This is a genomic window from Oceanithermus profundus DSM 14977 (genome assembly GCF_000183745.1).
In the GTDB taxonomy this organism is placed as follows: domain Bacteria; phylum Deinococcota; class Deinococci; order Deinococcales; family Marinithermaceae; genus Oceanithermus; species Oceanithermus profundus.
Map to the genome: position 1 here is coordinate 1,053,031 of NC_014761.1, position 16,508 is coordinate 1,069,538.

General features: G+C 70.2%; 14 protein-coding genes. 3 read left to right on the forward strand and 11 right to left on the reverse strand.

Going from position 1 to position 16,508, the window contains the following annotated elements; all coding sequences use genetic code 11:
* Window positions 1-69: 69 nt before the first annotated feature.
* Together sucC and sucD are read left to right on the forward strand one after the other, a co-directional pair.
* Window positions 70-1,203: an ADP-forming succinate--CoA ligase subunit beta gene (gene sucC, locus OCEPR_RS05160; RefSeq protein WP_013457653.1), complete on the forward strand. Its 1,134-nt coding sequence runs from the start codon at window positions 70-72 to the stop codon at window positions 1,201-1,203.
* Window positions 1,200-2,069, forward strand: coding sequence for a succinate--CoA ligase subunit alpha (sucD, locus tag OCEPR_RS05165; protein ID WP_013457654.1), 870 nt, complete (start codon window positions 1,200-1,202; stop codon window positions 2,067-2,069). The genes sucC and sucD overlap by 4 nt, the downstream gene beginning before the upstream one ends.
* Window positions 2,070-2,156: 87 nt before the next feature.
* On the opposite strand, the gene OCEPR_RS05170 is transcribed toward sucD, so the two are convergent.
* From OCEPR_RS05170 to OCEPR_RS05190, 5 genes are all read right to left on the reverse strand, one after another.
* Complete coding sequence (locus tag OCEPR_RS05170; RefSeq protein WP_013457655.1) at window positions 2,157-3,278, reverse strand: hypothetical protein; 1,122 nt, start codon at window positions 3,276-3,278, stop codon at window positions 2,157-2,159.
* 31 nt (window positions 3,279-3,309) lie between these two features.
* Window positions 3,310-4,473 carry a DUF1501 domain-containing protein gene (locus tag OCEPR_RS05175; protein WP_013457656.1) on the reverse strand — a complete coding sequence of 388 codons (1,164 nt, stop codon included), beginning with the start codon at window positions 4,471-4,473 and terminating at the stop codon, window positions 3,310-3,312.
* A gap of 9 nt (window positions 4,474-4,482) precedes the next feature.
* Window positions 4,483-5,643 carry a DUF1800 domain-containing protein gene (locus OCEPR_RS05180; RefSeq protein WP_013457657.1) on the reverse strand — a complete coding sequence of 387 codons (1,161 nt, stop codon included), beginning with the start codon at window positions 5,641-5,643 and terminating at the stop codon, window positions 4,483-4,485.
* Between the two features lie 76 nt (window positions 5,644-5,719).
* The gene (locus OCEPR_RS05185) at window positions 5,720-8,476 is read right to left on the reverse strand and encodes a DNA translocase FtsK (RefSeq protein ID WP_013457658.1); all 2,757 of its coding nucleotides are present in this window, start codon (window positions 8,474-8,476) and stop codon (window positions 5,720-5,722) included.
* Between the two features lie 66 nt (window positions 8,477-8,542).
* Window positions 8,543-9,037 carry an OmpH/Skp family outer membrane protein gene (locus OCEPR_RS05190; RefSeq protein WP_013457659.1) on the reverse strand — a complete coding sequence of 165 codons (495 nt, stop codon included), beginning with the start codon at window positions 9,035-9,037 and terminating at the stop codon, window positions 8,543-8,545.
* A 90-nt stretch (window positions 9,038-9,127) separates the two neighbouring features.
* Here OCEPR_RS05190 and OCEPR_RS05195 point away from each other — a divergent pair, with 90 nt between their 5' ends.
* Window positions 9,128-9,775 carry a CBS and ACT domain-containing protein gene (locus OCEPR_RS05195; protein ID WP_013457660.1) on the forward strand — a complete coding sequence of 216 codons (648 nt, stop codon included), beginning with the start codon at window positions 9,128-9,130 and terminating at the stop codon, window positions 9,773-9,775.
* 57 nt (window positions 9,776-9,832) lie between these two features.
* Here the strand turns inward: OCEPR_RS05195 and OCEPR_RS05200 are convergent, their stop codons facing one another.
* Genes OCEPR_RS05200 through OCEPR_RS05225 form a run of 6 tightly spaced genes read right to left on the reverse strand, consistent with a single transcriptional unit; the run spans window position 9,833 to window position 16,469 of the window.
* The gene (locus OCEPR_RS05200) at window positions 9,833-10,213 is read right to left on the reverse strand and encodes a cupin domain-containing protein (protein WP_013457661.1); all 381 of its coding nucleotides are present in this window, start codon (window positions 10,211-10,213) and stop codon (window positions 9,833-9,835) included.
* A gap of 15 nt (window positions 10,214-10,228) precedes the next feature.
* Window positions 10,229-11,785 (reverse strand): autoinducer-2 kinase, encoded by a 1,557-nt coding sequence (gene lsrK, locus OCEPR_RS05205; protein WP_013457662.1) that lies wholly within the window; start codon window positions 11,783-11,785, stop codon window positions 10,229-10,231.
* 49 nt (window positions 11,786-11,834) lie between these two features.
* On the reverse strand, window positions 11,835-12,869 hold the full coding sequence (lsrB, locus tag OCEPR_RS05210; protein WP_013457663.1) for an autoinducer 2 ABC transporter substrate-binding protein LsrB: 1,035 nt from the start codon (window positions 12,867-12,869) through the stop codon (window positions 11,835-11,837).
* 53 nt (window positions 12,870-12,922) lie between these two features.
* Complete coding sequence (locus OCEPR_RS05215; RefSeq protein ID WP_013457664.1) at window positions 12,923-13,963, reverse strand: ABC transporter permease; 1,041 nt, start codon at window positions 13,961-13,963, stop codon at window positions 12,923-12,925.
* Window positions 13,960-14,943 (reverse strand): ABC transporter permease subunit, encoded by a 984-nt coding sequence (locus OCEPR_RS05220; RefSeq protein ID WP_013457665.1) that lies wholly within the window; start codon window positions 14,941-14,943, stop codon window positions 13,960-13,962. The genes OCEPR_RS05215 and OCEPR_RS05220 overlap by 4 nt, the downstream gene beginning before the upstream one ends.
* On the reverse strand, window positions 14,940-16,469 hold the full coding sequence (locus OCEPR_RS05225) for a sugar ABC transporter ATP-binding protein (RefSeq protein ID WP_013457666.1): 1,530 nt from the start codon (window positions 16,467-16,469) through the stop codon (window positions 14,940-14,942). The genes OCEPR_RS05220 and OCEPR_RS05225 overlap by 4 nt, the downstream gene beginning before the upstream one ends.
* Between the last annotated feature and the right edge of the window lie 39 nt (window positions 16,470-16,508).

Below are 16,508 nucleotides of genomic sequence, written 5' to 3' on the forward strand. Positions count from 1 at the left end.
CCACGCAAAATGTGCGGGTTATAATACCTGCGGCCGCCACGCGGCGGTATCCAGCACGGGAGGTGCCTTTTGAAACTCCACGAATTCCAAGCAAAAGAGTTGTTGGCCCAGTACGGCGTACCCGTGCCTCCGGGCAAGGTGGCCTACGGCCCCGAAGAGGCCGAGCGCATCGCCAAGGACTTCGGCAAGCAGGTGGTCATCAAGGCCCAGGTCCACGTGGGCGGTCGCGGCAAGGCCGGCGGCGTCAAGCTAGCCCAGCCCGAGGAGGCGCGCGAGGTCGCCGGAAAGATCCTGGGGATGGACATCAAGGGCCTGACGGTGAAGAAGGTCCTGGTGGCCGAGGCCGTGGACATCGCTCGTGAGTACTACGCGGGCCTGATCATCGACCGCTCGAGCCAGCGCGCCGTCCTCATGGTGAGCAAGGAGGGGGGCGTGGACATCGAGGAGGTGGCCCGCACCAACCCCGAGGCCATCGTCAAGTACCCCATCGACCCGCACAAGGGCCTGCGCCACTTCGAGGCCCGCGAGGTCGTCAAGCAGGCGGGGCTCGAGGGCAACCTCAACCGGCTCGCGAACGTGATCGTGCAGCTCTACAACGCCTTCAAGGGCGTGGACGCCTCGCTCGCCGAGATCAACCCCCTGGTCGTCACCGAGCAGGGCGAGATCATCGCCGCCGACGCCAAGATCGACCTGGACGACAACGCCCTCTTCCGCCACCCCGACCTGGCCAAGCTGCGCGAGGTCGAGGCCGAGCACCCGCTCGAGATCGAGGCCAGCAACTACGGCTTCGCCTACGTCAAGCTCGACGGCGACGTGGGCGTGATCGGCAACGGTGCGGGGCTGGTGATGTACACCCTCGACCTGGTGAACCGCGCCGGCGGCAAACCCGCCAACTTCCTCGACATCGGCGGCGGCGCCAAGGCCGAGGTCGTCTACAACGCGGTCAAGCTGGTGGCCAAGGACCCGGACGTGAAGGGCATCTTCATCAACATCTTCGGGGGCATCACCCGCGCCGACGAGGTGGCCAAGGGCGTGATCCAGGCCCTGGAGGAAGGCCTCGTCAAGGTTCCGGTGGTCATGCGCGTGGCCGGGACCGCCGAGGAAGAGGCCAAGAAGCTCCTCGAAGGCAAGCCGATCTACCTCTACCCCAACTCGCTCGAGGCGGCGGGGGCGATCGTGACCATGGTGGGAGGCGCGAAGTGAGCATCCTGATCAACAAGGACACGCGCGTGCTGGTGCAGGGCATCACCGGCCGCGAGGGGCGTTTCCACGCCGAACAGATGCAGAAGTACGGCACCAAGATCGTCGCCGGCGTGACCCCCGGCAAGGGCGGCCAGGAGGTCCTGGGCGTGCCGGTCTACGACACCGTCAAGGAGGCGGTGGCCCACCACGGCATCGACGCCTCCATCGTCTTCGTGCCGGCCGCGGCCGCCGCCGACGCGGCGCTCGAGGCCGCCCACGCGGGCGTCCCCCTGGTGGTTCTGATCACCGAGGGCATCCCCACCCTCGACATGGTCGCCGCGGTCAAGGAGATCAAGGAACTGGGCGTGCGCCTCATCGGCGGCAACTGCCCGGGCCTCATCTCGGCCGAGGAGTCCAAGCTGGGCATCATGCCGGGCCACGTCTTCAAGAAGGGCCGGGTCGGGCTCATCTCGCGCTCGGGCACCCTCACCTACGAGGCCGCCGCGGCGCTCAGCGAGGCCGGCCTGGGCACCACCACCACGGTGGGCATCGGCGGCGACCCCATCATCGGCACCACCTTCAAGGACCTGCTGCCCCTCTTCAACGAGGACCCCGAGACCGAGGCCGTGGTGGTCATCGGCGAGATCGGCGGTTCGGACGAGGAGGAGGCCGCGGCCTGGGTCAAGGAGCACATGACCAAGCCGGTCGTCGGCTTCATCGGCGGCCGCAGCGCCCCCAAGGGCAAGCGCATGGGGCACGCGGGCGCCATCATCATGGGCGACGTGGGCACCCCCGAGTCCAAGCTCAAGGCCTTCGCCGAAGCGGACATTCCCGTGGCCGACACGATCGACGAGATCGTCGAGCTGGTGAAGCAAAGGCTGGGCTAAGGCATCCGCTGCGTACGAAAGGGCGGCCGCGGCCGCCCTTTCCCGTGGTCGGGGTAAGGGCGCTTCGGCCTCGGGTCCCGTGCCTCCTCAAGCCCGGTCGGGGCGGCGTCCGGCGTCGCGGTAGCCCTGCCAAAGCGTGCGGGCGCGGCGGTAGATCCAGGTGAGCGCGAAAAGGGTCTGGGGCAGCACCGTGCTCCAGCCCGCCACCACCGCCAGAAAAGCGGCGTGAAAGAGCAGGGGCTCGAAGGCGGTTTCACGCGCGCTGGGGCGCTGCAGCAGCCGCCACCACGCGGGCCCCTGCACCCGGGCGAGCAGCGCGGCGTAGCTGGCGTAGGCGAGCAACGTCCAGCCGCCCGGCTGCACCAGGCCAAGGGCCACGAGCAGAAGCCCCGCGAAGGCGGCGACGCGAAAGGCCTCGAGCGCGCCCCTGAAGGCCGCGGCCGTTCCGGTCTCCACCGCGGCCAGCTCCCGGTTCGCCGGGGGAAGGAACCCCGCCCCGCCGATCCAGACGGCGTCGGGCCAGAAATAGAAGAAGCCTCCGTCTTCGCTCCCTTCCGCAGCGTCCGCAAGACAGGGAAGCGCGCTCGCGGGCACCGGGGCGGTGCCCCAGACGACGCGCCGCCCCTCGTGTCCCGAAAGGTAGTCCTCGGCCCGGGGCGCAAGGCCGTAGGCCAACCAGTAGTCGGGCACGCCCTGCAGCACCAGGTGGAACCAGGGGTCGCATTCCACCGCGCCTGCGGGCGTTTGCAACCGGCACCAGGCGTGGGGCGCGGGTTCGCTGAGCAGCAGGTGGCCGAGCACGACCTCTCCGCCCCAGCCGCGTTCGCGCGCCGCCTGCAAGACGCCCAAGGCCAGCGTCAACGCGGCCGCGCCCGGTTCGGCGTCCTCGCCGCCGTCGAGCCGGTACCCTTCCTCGAGCAAACGCGCGTAGACTTCCTCGATCAGCTCCTGCAGCGGGCGGTGGGCGTCCTCGCTGGGGGGCGCAGGCGTCGCTACCGCGTCGAGCTCGAAATCGAGCGTCAGTTCCGAGGCCGGCTCCAGCTCGAAGCAGGCGAGGGCGCGCCCCGGCTTGGTCCGGCGCTCCCGAGGCGGACGGGACAACCGGGCGTCGTGGATGCGCTGACCCGGCCGGTCCGCGGGCAGCATCAGGTAGAGGCGCGAGGGCCGGTCGGGTGGGGCGGGGTGGCGGTACCGTACGCGAAAACGCATGGCTCCCGCCCATCCTACCCCGGTGCGGCGGCTAACCCGAGAGGCGCAGGACGGGCTGCGGTTCGGGGAAGAGCTCTTCCGGACGCGCCCCGATGAAGGCCGCGGCGCCGGCGTAGACGCTGCGGAAGTCCACCCGGTAGCGCAGGTCGCCCGCGTCGAGGTCGTCGAGGTCGTAGCCGGGGCCCTTGAGGCCGCCGGCGTTCGGCCCCAGGGCGAACATCAGCCCCGCCTTGCCGTGGTCGGTGCCGCCGGAGGCGTTTTCCTGCACCCGGCGGCCGAACTCGCTGAACCCCAGGACGAGCACGTCGTCCTCGCGGCCCAGGGCCTTCAGGTCCTGCGCGAAGGCGCCAAGGCCGCTCGCGAGCTGCTCGAGCAGGCCCGGTTGACGGCCCAGCTGGTCGGCGTGGGTGTCGAAGCCGCCCAAGGCGACGTAGTAGACCCGGGCGCCCAGCCCGCCCGCGATCATGCGCACGACGTCGCGCAGGGCGTCGCCGAAGGCGCCGCGCGGGTAGGCGGCCTCCGGGCGGTAGCCGCGCAGCGCCTGCACGCGCCGGGTGTCGGCGAGCAGCCGCTCCATGGCGGCGCGGGTGCGCTCGAGCGGACCCTCCGCAGGGCGCGCCAGCCCCCGCTCGAACCGCTCCAGGGCGGGTTTCGGCAGGCGCAGGCGGAAGGCGTCGAGGCCGCCCACGGCCACCCCCTGACGGGACTCGCCGCGCAGGGCGAGCGGTGCGGAGAGGCCGAGGTTGACGGCGCAGAAGGGGTCTTCGGCTTCGTCGAGCCAGGGCCCCAGCCAGCCTTCCGTACTTCTGCGGCTGGGATCGGCGGTGTGCCAGATGGCCATGGAGACGAAGTGGCTGCGGCTGGGCTGCGGGTAGCCCACCGCGGGGATCAGCGCGAGGCGCCCCCGTTCCCAGAACGGCATCAGCCCCCGCAAGGACGGGTGCAGTCCCAGCTCGCCGTTCAGGTCGAGCACCTCCTTGGCGGGAACGGCCAGGTTGGGGCGGGCCTTGCGGTAGCCCGCGTCCCGATAGGGAACGAGCGTGTTCAGGGCGTCGTTGCCCCCTGAAAGCTGCACCACGACCAGGATCTTTTCGCCCGGGGCCGCGGCCATCGCGGTGCGCGCCAGCAGCGAGGGCGCCGCCCCGCCCACGGCGAGCGTCGTGAGCATGCGCTGTACGAAGTCTCTGCGGTTCATGGCTTCCTCCTAGAGCATCTGCCCCTGGGGCAGTACGGCGGCGTAGGCGTCCTCCGCGCCGTCCATGAAAACGGAAAGGTCGCTCTCCTCTTCGAGCACCGCCGGCAGCAGGTTGAGCCGCACCAGCAGCGCCGCGTCCCCCAGCCAGGCCTCGCCCCGGGGCCAGCCGGCGACGTTGGGCGGCTGGAAGGGGACCTGCCCCATGCCCACGAGCGCCCGCGCGAGCAGGCGCTCGGGCACCGCCTTGCCGACGTAGAGGAGTCCGATCAGGTACTCGACGGGCGACTTGACGAGGGCGTTGCGGACCTCGGGGGCGTAGAAGGCCGCGTGGGTGAAGAGCCAGCGCAGCAGGCCGTAGCTGCCCTCCAGTTGCAGCACCTCGGCGCCGCGTTCGACCAGCTCGGCGGGCGGGTCGGGCGCGAGGTAGAAGCGCAGGAACTTTCCGGCGAGGAAGCGGTAGGTCCGGGGGTGCCGGGCCAGGATCTGCAGCACCTCCTCCCCGCCCCGGACGGTCTGCCCGAGAAAGGTCTTGGGTTCGTCGTCATGCCAGCGCGCGCGGAACTCGAAGCCGATCGGGCGCCCTTCCGCGCGCGCCTTGCGGGGCGGCGTGATGGACCAGCCGGTGAAGGCGCGCGCCGCCGCTTGAACGTCCGCTTCGTCGTACTGCCCCTCGCCCAGGGTGAAGAGCTCGAGCAGCTCCCGCCCCCAGTTTTCGTTGGGGTGTTCCTTGCGGCTGGTGGCGTTGTCGAGGTAGACCAGCATCGCCGGGTCGCGGGCCACGGCCTCGAGCAGCTCGGGGAAGCGTCCCGGCCCCAGGGTGCGGAAGGTCTGGTTCTGGCGCCAGACCAAGCTGCCCAGCTTGACCTTCCGGAACTCGCTGGTGAAGTGGCCGCTCCAGAAGAGCACCAGCCGCTCCGCCGCGGGCGTGGGGGTGGTGAGCCAGTGCCGGAGCCAGTGCTTCACCAGCGCCCGGTGCACCTGGCCCCGGTTCGTCTTGGGGTCGAGCTCGAACGCGGGTTCCGGCGCCGGAGCGGGGGGCTGCAGCAGCCGCTCCACGGCCCCTTCGAGCCCGGCATCGGCGAGCGCTTCGGCCTCCTCGCGCTTGCCGCGGGCGGCGGCGCGGCGCAGCAGGTGCGCGGCCTCGTACGGCGTAAACGGTCCGGTGTACATGGATCCCTCCTTGCCGCCCAGGTTAAAGGGGCGCGGGGATCCCGGGGGTGAGCCTCAGGTTAACGCGGGTTCATGCTCAGCCGAAGTACTCTTCGATCTGGTCGGCGGTGATCAGGACCTCGCGCGGCTTCGAGCCCTGGTGGGGGCCGACGATGCCCATCGCCTCGAGCAGGTCCATCAACTTGCCGGCGCGGGCGTGCCCCACCGAGAGCCGCCGCTGCAGGCGGCTGACCGAGGCCTGCCCCTCCTCGACGACGATCTCGGCGGCGCGCTTCAGGTAGGGGTCGGAAAAGTCGAGCGGCAGCTCGCCCTGCACGGCGTTGGTGTTCACGCCCAGCGCCAGCGGGCCGTCGAAGTCGGCCCCGTAGGCTTCGGCGAAGGCGTCCTCGAAGTCCTGCGCGCGCAGGTACTCGGTGACCCGGCGGATCTCGCGGTCGGAGAGGAAGGGCCCCTGAAGGCGCACGGGCTTGGGCAGGCCCGGCTGGTGGAAGAGCATGTCCCCTTGGCCGATCAGCCGTTCGGCGCCGGTGCTGTCGAGGATGGTGCGCGAGTCGTGGCTGCTGGAGACGGCGAAGGCGATGCGGGCGGGGACGTTGACCTTGATCAGGCTGGTGAGGATGTCCACGCTGGGGCGTTGGGTGGCCAGGATCAGGTGCATCCCGGTGGCGCGGGCCATCTGCGCCAGGCGCAGGATGGCCTGTTCCACCTCCTTGGGGCTGGTGATCATCAGGTCGGCCAGCTCGTCGATGACGATGACCAGCAGGGGCAGCTCGGGCTCGCCCAGCTCGCGCATCTTGGCGTTGAACTGTTCGAGGTTGCGGGCGCCCACCTGGCTCATCATCTTGTACCGCCGCTCCATGTGGGCCACCGCGCCCAGGAGCACCCCGGCGGCGTCGGCGGGGTTGGTGACGACGCCCCGCACCAGGTGGGGGATGCCGTCGTAGGGCGTCAGCTCGACCATCTTGGGGTCGATCATCAGGAGGCGGAGCTCGCTGGGCAGGTAGCGGTAGAGCAGGCTCATGACCAGGGTGTTGACGCAGACCGACTTGCCCGACCCGGTCGAACCGGCGATGAGCAGATGGGGCATGACGGCCAGGTCGCGCACCCACATCTCGCCGTCGATGCTCTTGCCCAGGATGAGCGGCAAGCGGTCCTTGCTGCGCTGGTAGGCGGGGTGGCGCAGCGCCTCGCTGAAGCGGACGAGCTCGCGATCGGCGTTCGGGACCTCGAGCCCGATCACGTGCTTGCCGGGGATCGGGGCCTCGACGCGCACCGAGCCGACGGCGAGCGCCCGGGCGATGTCGTTGGCGAGGCCGGCGATGCGGCTGATCTTCTCGCCCGGCGCGGGTTCGACCTCGAAGCGGGTGACGCTGGGCCCTCGGGCCCAGTCCACCACCCGCGCCGCGAGGTTGAAGTGGGAGAGGGTCTCGTTGATGATCTCGGCGCGCCGGGCCGCTTCCTCCTCCAGCTCCTTGCCTCCGGAACGCCGCGGTTCGGGCGGATCGAGCAGCTCGAAGGCGGGGAGCGCCGGCGCCCGGCTCGGGGCGACGGGTTTGGGCGAAGGGCGCGCCGGCCCGGGGGGCGCCGGCGGGTCGGCGGCGACGACGGCGGGTTGGGCGGCGGGCGGGGGCGTGGCTTCGGTCGCCTCGTCCTCCACGCGGGGCGGGGCGGCGACGAGGCCGCCGCTTTTGAGGATCTGCGCCGCGGCCGGGTGGTAGTCCGCCGGGTTGGCCTCGGCCCAGTCGACCCAGCGGCTCCAGCCTTCGGCGCGGCCCGCCACCTCGTCGAGCGCCTCCCGCAGGTCGCGCCAGCGTTTGGCACGTTCCTCGCGGCGTCGGTCGACGCGGCTAAGCGCTGCGGGGTCGGCCTCCAGATCGCGCAGGTCTTGCTCGACGGCCGCGGCCAGCTCGGCGTAGCGCTTCTTGATCGCCGCCAGCTCCAGCTGCAGGGCGGCGCGCCGTTCGTCGAGTTCGCGCCAGAGCGGCGGCTCGTTCGCGCGCAGCGGGTGGCGCAGGGTTCGCTCCAGCGCCTCCACCTCGGCGATCCAGTCCGGGGCCTCGGAACGCAGTCGGGTCAGCAGCTCGGCCGCCCGCTGTTCCATGAAGGCGGCGAGCAGTTCGCGGCTGCGCGCGACCTCGGCGGCTTCCTCGCGGGTGCCGCGGCGGGCCAGGCGCTCGAGGTCGGCCTTGAGCTCCCCCAGCAGCGCGTGGTCCGGATAGCGGTCCAGCAGGGTGCGCACCTCGTTCAGCAAGGCGCGTGCCTGCAACCGCACCTGGCCCCATTCCTTGCGGCGGGCGCGCTGGTCGCGCCAGGCCGCGTAGAGCCGCGCCGCGGCGCGCGCCACCCGGCGCAGGCTTCGCGCCAGGCCCGAGAAGGGGGGGCGCCCCGTCCAGAGGTCGATCACCCCCCAGACGGCGAGCGCGAGCAACAACAGGCCGGCGTTTCCCAGCTGGGCGTGCAACCAGCGGTAGGCGAGGGCGCCCCAGACCCCCGACAGCTCCGAACCCAGCGCCGCCGCGAACGGCAGACCGAGGGCCCCGACCGCGAAGAGGAAGAAGGTGTGCCGCAGCAGCCCCTTGAGGGGGCGCCCCAGGAGGAGGCCAAGCGCCGCCACCGCCAGGGGCAGGGGGATCAGGTAGGTCAGGTACCCCAGGTGGCGCAGCGCCGCCCGCTTCAGGTCGGAACCGAGGGCGCCGGAGAGCGGGGGCTCGGGGTAGAAGGAGGCGGCGAGGAAGAAGGAACCGGCGAGGAGCACGAGCGCCAGGGCCTCGAGGTCGCCGCGCTGCAGGCGCGGCTTCTTCGCCGGGGGTTTCTTGGGTTTCTTGCTCGCCACCTTCGTATTCTACCGGTCAAGAATTCGCCGGCCCGACGGGCGGGCCGGCCGAGAGAGGGGGGTGGCTTACTGGGCCGAGAGGGCGCGGATGACCAGATCGGTAACGTCGATGTCGGGGGAGGCGTAGACGACGAGGCCCGACTGCCCCGCGACGTTGGCGCTGAGGATCATGGCGAAGCCGTTCTGGGCGGCCACGCGGGCGATCGTGGCGTCGATCTCTTTGGTGATCGGCGCGAGCGCGGCGTTGATCTTGTCCTGCCACTTCTTGGAAGCTTCGGCGTAGACCTTCTGCAGGTTGTCGAAGTCCTGGCGCTCCTTGGCGGTGGCGCTGCCGTCGCGGATCTTGGGCTCGAGGGCGCGCAGCTGCTCCGCGATGGGCTTCAGCTCGGCGTCCGCCTGGGTGCGCAGCGCCTTGATCTCGTCGTACTTGGGGTGGGCCTCGATCACCTTCTGCGCGTCGATGTAGCCGACGCGGCTGGGGATCTCCTTGTTCTGGCTGAGGCCGAGCACTCCGATCATCGCGAAGAGCAACGCAAAGGATACAAGGGCGGTTCGTTTCATCAAGACGAGTCTACGCAGGGGCGGTGAACAGGCCGTGAGAGTGCCGTCTGCATCGTAAAACGTAATAGAATGGTAGGGAAGGAGGAACGCATGCTCGTACGCGACTGGATGACGCCCAACCCCCGTACCGTGACCCCCGATACCCCGGTGCTCGACGCCATCAAGCTGCTCAAGGACCAGGGGTACCGGCGCCTGCCCGTGCTCGAGGCCGACCGTCTGGTGGGGATCGTGACGGACAAGGACCTCAAGGACGCCATGCCCTCCAAGGCGACGACCCTCTCGGTCTGGGAGCTCAACTACCTGCTCTCCAAGCTCACGGTCTCCGAGGTCATGGCCAAGCCCGTAATCACGGTGGACGCCGACGAGCCCCTGGAGGAGGCGGCCCTCCTGATGGAGGAGTACAAGGTGGGCGGCCTGCCGGTGCTCAGCGAGGGCAAGCTGGTGGGGATCATCACGATCACGGACGTGCTCAAGGCCTTCATCGAGGTGATGGGCATGCGCGAAGGGGGGCTCAGGGTCACCCTCGACGTCGAGGACAAACCCGGCGCGCTCGAGCGGCTCGGGGCAGCGGTCAAGCCCAGCAACATCGTCTCGGTGGCGACCGCGGGCCGGCACGACGGCTACCGCATCGTCGTCCTGCGCATCACCGGCGAGGGGCTCGACACCGTCGTCGACCGCCTGCGCAACGCCGACGAAAAGGTGCTGGACGTCCGCGAGACCCGCCCCCGCAAGATCTGAACGCGTCCGTACAGAACCCGCCGCCCCCGGAACCGGGGGCGGCGTTCGGCTTGGGGATCAGCGGATCTCGGGAAAGGGCTGGCCGGGCAGCCAGTCGACGTCGACCTTGTCCTTGGGGTCGTAAGGCGCCTTGACGAAGATCGCCTTCCAGGGCGTGGCCCCGCGGTTGATCAGGTAGTGCGGGTGCATCGGCGGGACGTGGCAGAGGTCGCCGGGTCGCAGGATGTGGCGCTCCCCGTTGATGTAGATCTCCACCTCGCCCTCGAGGGTGAAGAAGTTTTCCTCGACCGCCCGGTGGTAGTGGGTCTGGAAGTCCTCGCCGGGCATGAGGACCACCATGCCGAAGTCGGATCGGGGGCCGCGCAGCAGGTACTTGGGCCCCGAGACCCCGTCGAAGCGGTAGGCCACCTCGTCTTCGTGAATGATGAACGGCTTCAAGTGGATCCTGCCTCCTTACTCGCCGGGCGCGCGCCACATGGATCGGGTCACGCCCCGGTCGGCGAGCTCGAGCTGGGCGGGGTAGGCCGCCTTCCAGCGCCGGTAGGCCTCGTCGTAGACCTCCGCCAGCGCCGGGTCGGGTTCGACCTCGCGCTCCCAGGCCACCCAGGCCCGCGCGCCCTCCTCCAGGTTACGGTGGATCCCCACGCCCACGGCGGCCGCGATCGCCGCGCCGAGGGCGGTGGCCTCCTTCACCACCGGGATCTTGAGCGGAATCTGCAGCACGTCGGCGACGATCTGGGGCCACAACCGTCCCTTGGCCGCGCCCCCCGCGAAGACCGCGGAGGCGAGCGGGGCTCCGGTCAGCGCCGCGATGCGCTCCAGGTTGGCCCGGGTGACCAGCGCGGCGTTCTCCTGAAGCGCCCGGAAGAACGCGCCGCGGTGGGCCTTCTCGGGGTCGAGCGGAAAGTTGAGGAACGAGGGCGCCGCGTGCCGCCAGTGGCTGTAGTCCATCGCGTCCGAGAGGATGGGGGTGATGCCGTGTGAACCCGGCGGCACCGTCGCCGCCAGTTCCTCGAGCAGCGCGTAGGCGTCGCGCCCTTCGCGGGCCGCACGCTCCTTGAGGTCGGGGGCCAGGGCGTCGCGGAACCAGCGCGCCGCGATGCCGGGAAAGAAGACGATGGCCTCGGCCTGCCACTGGGCGGGGTCGGGGGCGAAGTTGAGGCGCATGCGGCCGCTCGCGTCCGACCTGGGCCCGTCGAGGTTGACCTCCTGCTGCCAGAAGGAGCCCCCGAGGATCGCGCCCTCGCCGGGCCGCGTCACGCCCAGGCCGACGGTGCCCAGCTGGGCGTCGCCGCCGCCCATCACGATCGGCGTCCCGACCTCGAGGCCGGTCGCGGCCGCGGCCTCGGGGCTGACCTCCCCGATCACGGTGCCGACTTCGCGAACGGGCGTCTCCTGGAAGGCCGGTTTGATGCCGAGGCGGTCGAAGAGCTCGGGGTCCCAGCGGCGGGTCGCGAGGTCGAAGAGGCCCGTGGTGCCCCCGTTCGTGGGATCGAGGGCGATCTCCGCGCCCAGGCGCACCGCGATCCAGTCGCTGAGCATGGCGAGCCGGGCGGCCCGTTCGTAGAGCTCCGGCTCGTGGCGCTCGAGCCAGAGCAGCCGCGGCGCCGCCCCCAGGGCGAAGGTCTGCCCCGAGCGCAGGTAGGCCCAGCGCTCGAGCTCGGGATCGCGCTCGCGCAGTTCGCGCACCTCCCGCACCGCCCGCGCGTCCACGTTGGCGCAGGCCCAGAGTTCGCGCCCCTGTTCGTCGTAGAGGACGATGCCCTCACGCATGCTCGTGGTGCTGACGGCCGCCACGTTCGCCCCGGGAACCTGCGCCAGCACCTCGCGTACGGCGTCGGCGAGCCGTTCCCAGTTGCGTTCCCGCTCGAAGGTCATCGAGCCGGGGTGGCCGGGTTCTTCGCGGTGCGTCCACTCCCGTCCGGCGGAGGCCAGCTGGCGGCCTTCCTCGTCGAAGAGCACCGCGCGCCCGCTGCCGGTTCCGGCGTCGAGGGCTAGAAGATGGCGCATGCCGCCTCCAGACTACCCCGGCCGGCCACGAGCCGGCCGGGCACGAGGGCTAGAAGTCGTAGTCGTCGATGTTGTCGATGGTGAAGACGACGCGTTCGGGCAGGAGGATGATTCCGTTGTTGACCTCGCCCTGGTAGTCGTAACCCTGCACCGAGTTGGGCGAGACCTTGACGTGGCCCACGTCGGGGACGTCGAACTCGTCGCCCACGTGCAGCTGCTTGCCCTGCACGAGCAGGTTGGCCACGTAGATGGCCAGCTTGCCCTGCTTGACCACGTCCCAAAGGCCGAAGGCCTTGACCGTGCCGCGCTTGACGTAGGGGCGCATCACGTTGGGCGTCGAGAAGCCGGTGATGATCACCTTGCCGGCGATGCCCAGGTTCTCGGCGGCCTGGGCGGTGCCGGGCAGCGCGTTGGCGTCGGGGCAGATCACCGCGTCCAGGTCGGGGTGCGCCTGGAAGAGCGCGGTGGGGACCTGCACGGCCTTCTGCGCGTCCTCGTGGCTGAAGACGGTGTCGACGATCTCCCAGTTGGGGTACTGCTCGGCGATCACCTTCTTGGCGACGACGACCCACTGGTTCTGATCGGTCACGGTCGGGCTCGAATAGTGGAAGGCCACCTTCTTGGGGCTGCCCTTGGGGTCGTCCATCTGGTCGGCGGCCATCTTGACGAGCAGCTCGCCGAGCTGCTGGGCCGTGCCCTGGCTGATGTAGAAGGTGCGGTAGCGCGGGTTGACGTCGGAGTCCCAGGTCAGGATGATGACGCCCTTCTTCATCGCCCGCTTGAGCGCTTGGTTCAGCCCGTCGGGGGAGAGCGCGGAGATGGCGATGGCGTCGTAACCCTGGTTGACGAAGTTGTTGATGTATTCGATCTGGCCGGAGACGCTCGCGGTGCTGGGGCCGTCGTACTTCACCTTGATACCGAGCATGTTGCCCATCGCCACGGCGCCCTTACCCCCCGACTCGAAGAAGCCCACCCCGGTGAGCTTGGGGATGAAGGCGATCTTGACGTCCTTGGCGAAAGCCGTGCCTGCGAATGCAGCGAGGATCAGTGCTGCCGCGAAAACCAGCGAAAATTTCTTGCGCATGTTCAACCTCCTGTGCGAAACCAAGACCTGGGGCCGTTAGCTGGGTCAGGCGATCACCTCCCGTCCCTCGAGGAAAGCGCCTTGCGTTTCAGGCGGTACTCTCCGTAGACGTGCAGCAGCTGCTTGGCCGCCATTGCCAGGATCAGCAGGCTGCCCACCACGACCTGAATCAGGTCGTTGGTCACGCCCAGCGCCAGCAGCCCTTGGCGGAGGAAACCCAGGATCATCCCCGCCAGCAGCGTGCCCAGGATCGTGCCGCTGCCGCCCAGGATGTCGGCCCCGCCCAGCACCACCGCGGTGATGATGGGCAGCAGGGCGTCGCCCCCGAGGTCGGCGCGCGCCGAGGTGAAATACGAGGTCAGCATCACCCCCGCCAGCGCCGCGCCGAATCCGCTGAGCACGTAGGCCCAGACGAGCACCCGGCGGATGGGGACGCCGCTGTAGGTGGCGGCCTTGGGGTTCACGCCGATGAGGTAGAGGTAACGGCCGAAGCGGGTCTTGTGGAGCAGCAGCGAAAGCACGAAGGCGAAGAACAGCACGGCGAGGAACGGGTAGGGCACGATGCCCAGGCTGCCCTCGGTCAGGGCGATGAAGGCGTCGGGCAGGCCGGTGATGCCTTCGTACTGGTAGGCGGCGAGGCCGGCCGAGCCGTAGGCCTTGAAGCCCAGCTTGTCGAGGAGCGCCGGCATGCCCTGGGCCAAGCCCGCGAACATGAAAAGGGTGCCGAGGGTGATGACGAGCGGGTTGACGTCGGTACGGGACACGAAGAAGCCGTTGAAGGCGCCGGCGAGTACCCCCACCAGCAAGGCCACCGCCAGCGCGGCGAAGACGTTCACCCCGGCCACCCAGACGAGGCCCAGGGTGATCGAGGCCAGCCCCATCACCGAGACGCCCGAGATGTCGATGCCCGCGGTGATGATGACCAGGGTCAGGGGCAGTGCCGCGAAGAGGATGTGGGTGAAGTCGAGGGTCGAGTAGAGCAGGTTCTCGAGGTTGAAGAAGACGGGGTTGACCAGCCCCAGCACGCCCAGTTCGAGCAGCAGGAGCGCGAAGAGCGCGAACTCCCAGCTGCGCAGGTAGCGCGTCCACTTCATGCGCCACCTCCTGCGTCGCCGCGGATGCGGGCCTGACGCCGTTGCAGCTCGAGCGCGCTCCGAACGCGGTAGTCGACGTAGACGACGACGAGAAGGATGATCCCCGCGAAGGCGTTGTCCCAGATCCCCGGCACGCCCAGGAAGATCAGCATGCTGTGCACCGCGGTGAGGAAGAGCGCGCCGATCGCGGCCCCGACGGGCGTGCCCACGCCGCCCGTGAGGCTGACGCCGCCCAGAACGTTGGCGGCGATGGCCTTGAGCTCGAACCCGTCGGCGGCGTTCATGGAGACGAAGCCGATCTGCGAGGTGAAGACGACGGCGGCGAAGGCGGCGAAGGTACCCGCCAGGGTGTAGGCGGCGAACTGGGTCCAGCGGACCGGAAGGCCCAGCAGGTAGGCGCCCGTCTCGTTGTCTCCCACGGCGTAGAAGTAGCGGGCCAGGCGCACCCTGAGGGTGACGAACGCCGTGAGCGCCAGCAGGGCCAGGGTCATCCAGACGAAGAAGGGGACGCCCAGGAAGCCCCAGAGGTTGGGTTCCTTGATGCTCTGCGGCAGGTTTTCGATCCAGCTGCCGCCGGTGATGATGCGCATCAGCCCCCGATAGATGCCGAGGGTGCCCAGGGTCATGATGATGGGGGGCACCCGCAGGAAGGTCACGCCGAAGGCGTTGAGGGCGCCGGCCAGGGTTCCGGCGAGCACGGCCGCAAGGACGGCGCCGCCCACCGGCCAGCCCAGGTTGAGCGTCGTGCCCAGCACGACCGCCGCCAGCCCCGCGGTGGCGCCGACCGAGACGTCGATGCCGCGGGTGAGGATGACGAACATCTCGCCCAGGGCGATCAGCACCAGGGTGAGGCTGGCGTTGAAGATCTCGACGATCGAGGCCGCCTTGAAGAAGTTGGGGTTGAACAGCCCGGTGACGACGACGAGGAGGACGAGCAGCAGGGTGACCAGCGCTTCACGGCTGCGCACGAGATGCTTCATGGCCGCCCCTCCGCCATTCCGAACGAGGCCGCGGTGACGCGCTCCAGGGTGAGGGCCCCGCCCTCGAGGTGCTCGACGACGCGGCCGCGGTGCATCACCAGCACCCGGTCGCTCAGCTCCACCACCTCCTCCAGCTCGGAGGAGATCAGCAGCACCCCGACCCCGGCGCCGGTCAGCGAGCGGATCAGCCGGTAGACGTCCTGGCGGGCGGAGGCGTCGATGCCGCGCGTGGGTTCGTCGAGGATGACGACCCTGGGCTCGGCCGCGAGCGCCCCTGCAAGCACGACCTTTTGCTGGTTGCCCCCCGAGAGCGTTCCCGCGGGCTGCCACATGCTGCTCAGCTTGATGTTCAGGGAGCGCACGAAGCCGTCGGCCACCTCGGCCTCCCTGCGGGTGTCGAGGAAGAGCCGGCCGAGGCGGCCGAGGATGCCGGCGGTCATCGTGTAGACGCTGGGAAGTTCGAGGAAGATGCCGTGGGCGTGGCGGTCTTCGGGAACATAGACGAGGCCCTGCTCGCGGCAGAGCGCCGGCGAGCGGCGGGTGAGGGGGCGGCCGTGCACGAGCACCTCGCCGCGCGCGTGCGGGTCGATGCCCACGATCGCTTCGCACAGTTCGGTGCGGCCCGACCCCACCAGCCCAGCGAGGCCCAGGACCTCGCCCGGATAGACCTCCAGGTTCACGTCCGCGAAGGCCTCGCTGCTCAGCCCCCGCACCGCGAGCAGGGGGCGGTCCCCCTCGCGGCGGGCTCGCTTTTCGCGCCCCGCCGGCTTGGCGCCGGTCGTCGCCGATCCGGGAGGCACCATGGCCTCGATGAGGTCGTGGGGGGTCAGGCGTTCGCGCCGGTCGCTGAGGACCATGCGGCCGTCGCGCAGCACACTGATGCGGTCGGCCACCTCCATCACCTCGCCCAGGCGGTGGGAGATGAAGACGATGCCGATGCCGCGGCCGGCCAGGGTGCGCATCCGCTGGAACAGGCTCTCGGCCTCCCTGAAGGTCAGGGCCGAGGTGGGCTCGTCGAAGATCAGCAGCCGCGCGCGCCGCAAGAGCCCCCGGAGAATCTCCAGCAGCTGCTGCTGGGCGATGCTCAGAAAGGCGCCCTGCTCGTCCAGGTTCACCTCGAAGCCCAGCTCCTCGATCAGCGGCGCCACCTTGTCCGCGAGCTCCGCGGGTGGGAGCCCCAGCCCGATTCCCAGGTTTTCCAGGACGGAGAGGTGCGGGAAGACGTGGGGTTCCTGCGGCACCATGTAGATGCCGTGTTCGTGCGCGGCTCGGGGCGAGTCCAGGCGCACCGGACGTCCTTCCAGCTCGAGCCGGCCGGCGTCGAGGGGGTAGGCCCCCGAGATGATCTTCATCGTGGTGGACTTGCCGGAGCCGTTTCCACCCAAAAGCGCGTGGATCTCGCCGTGGGCCACCGCGAAGTCGATTCCCCGCAGCACGGGCACGCCGGCAAACACCTTCCAGGCGCCCTGGAGGCGCAGCAGCGGCGGCGCGTCGGCCGGGGCTGCGGAGGCGCGGGCCGCGCTCACCGTTTCCTCCGGAGGGGACGGGTCGGTCTGGATGCGTCT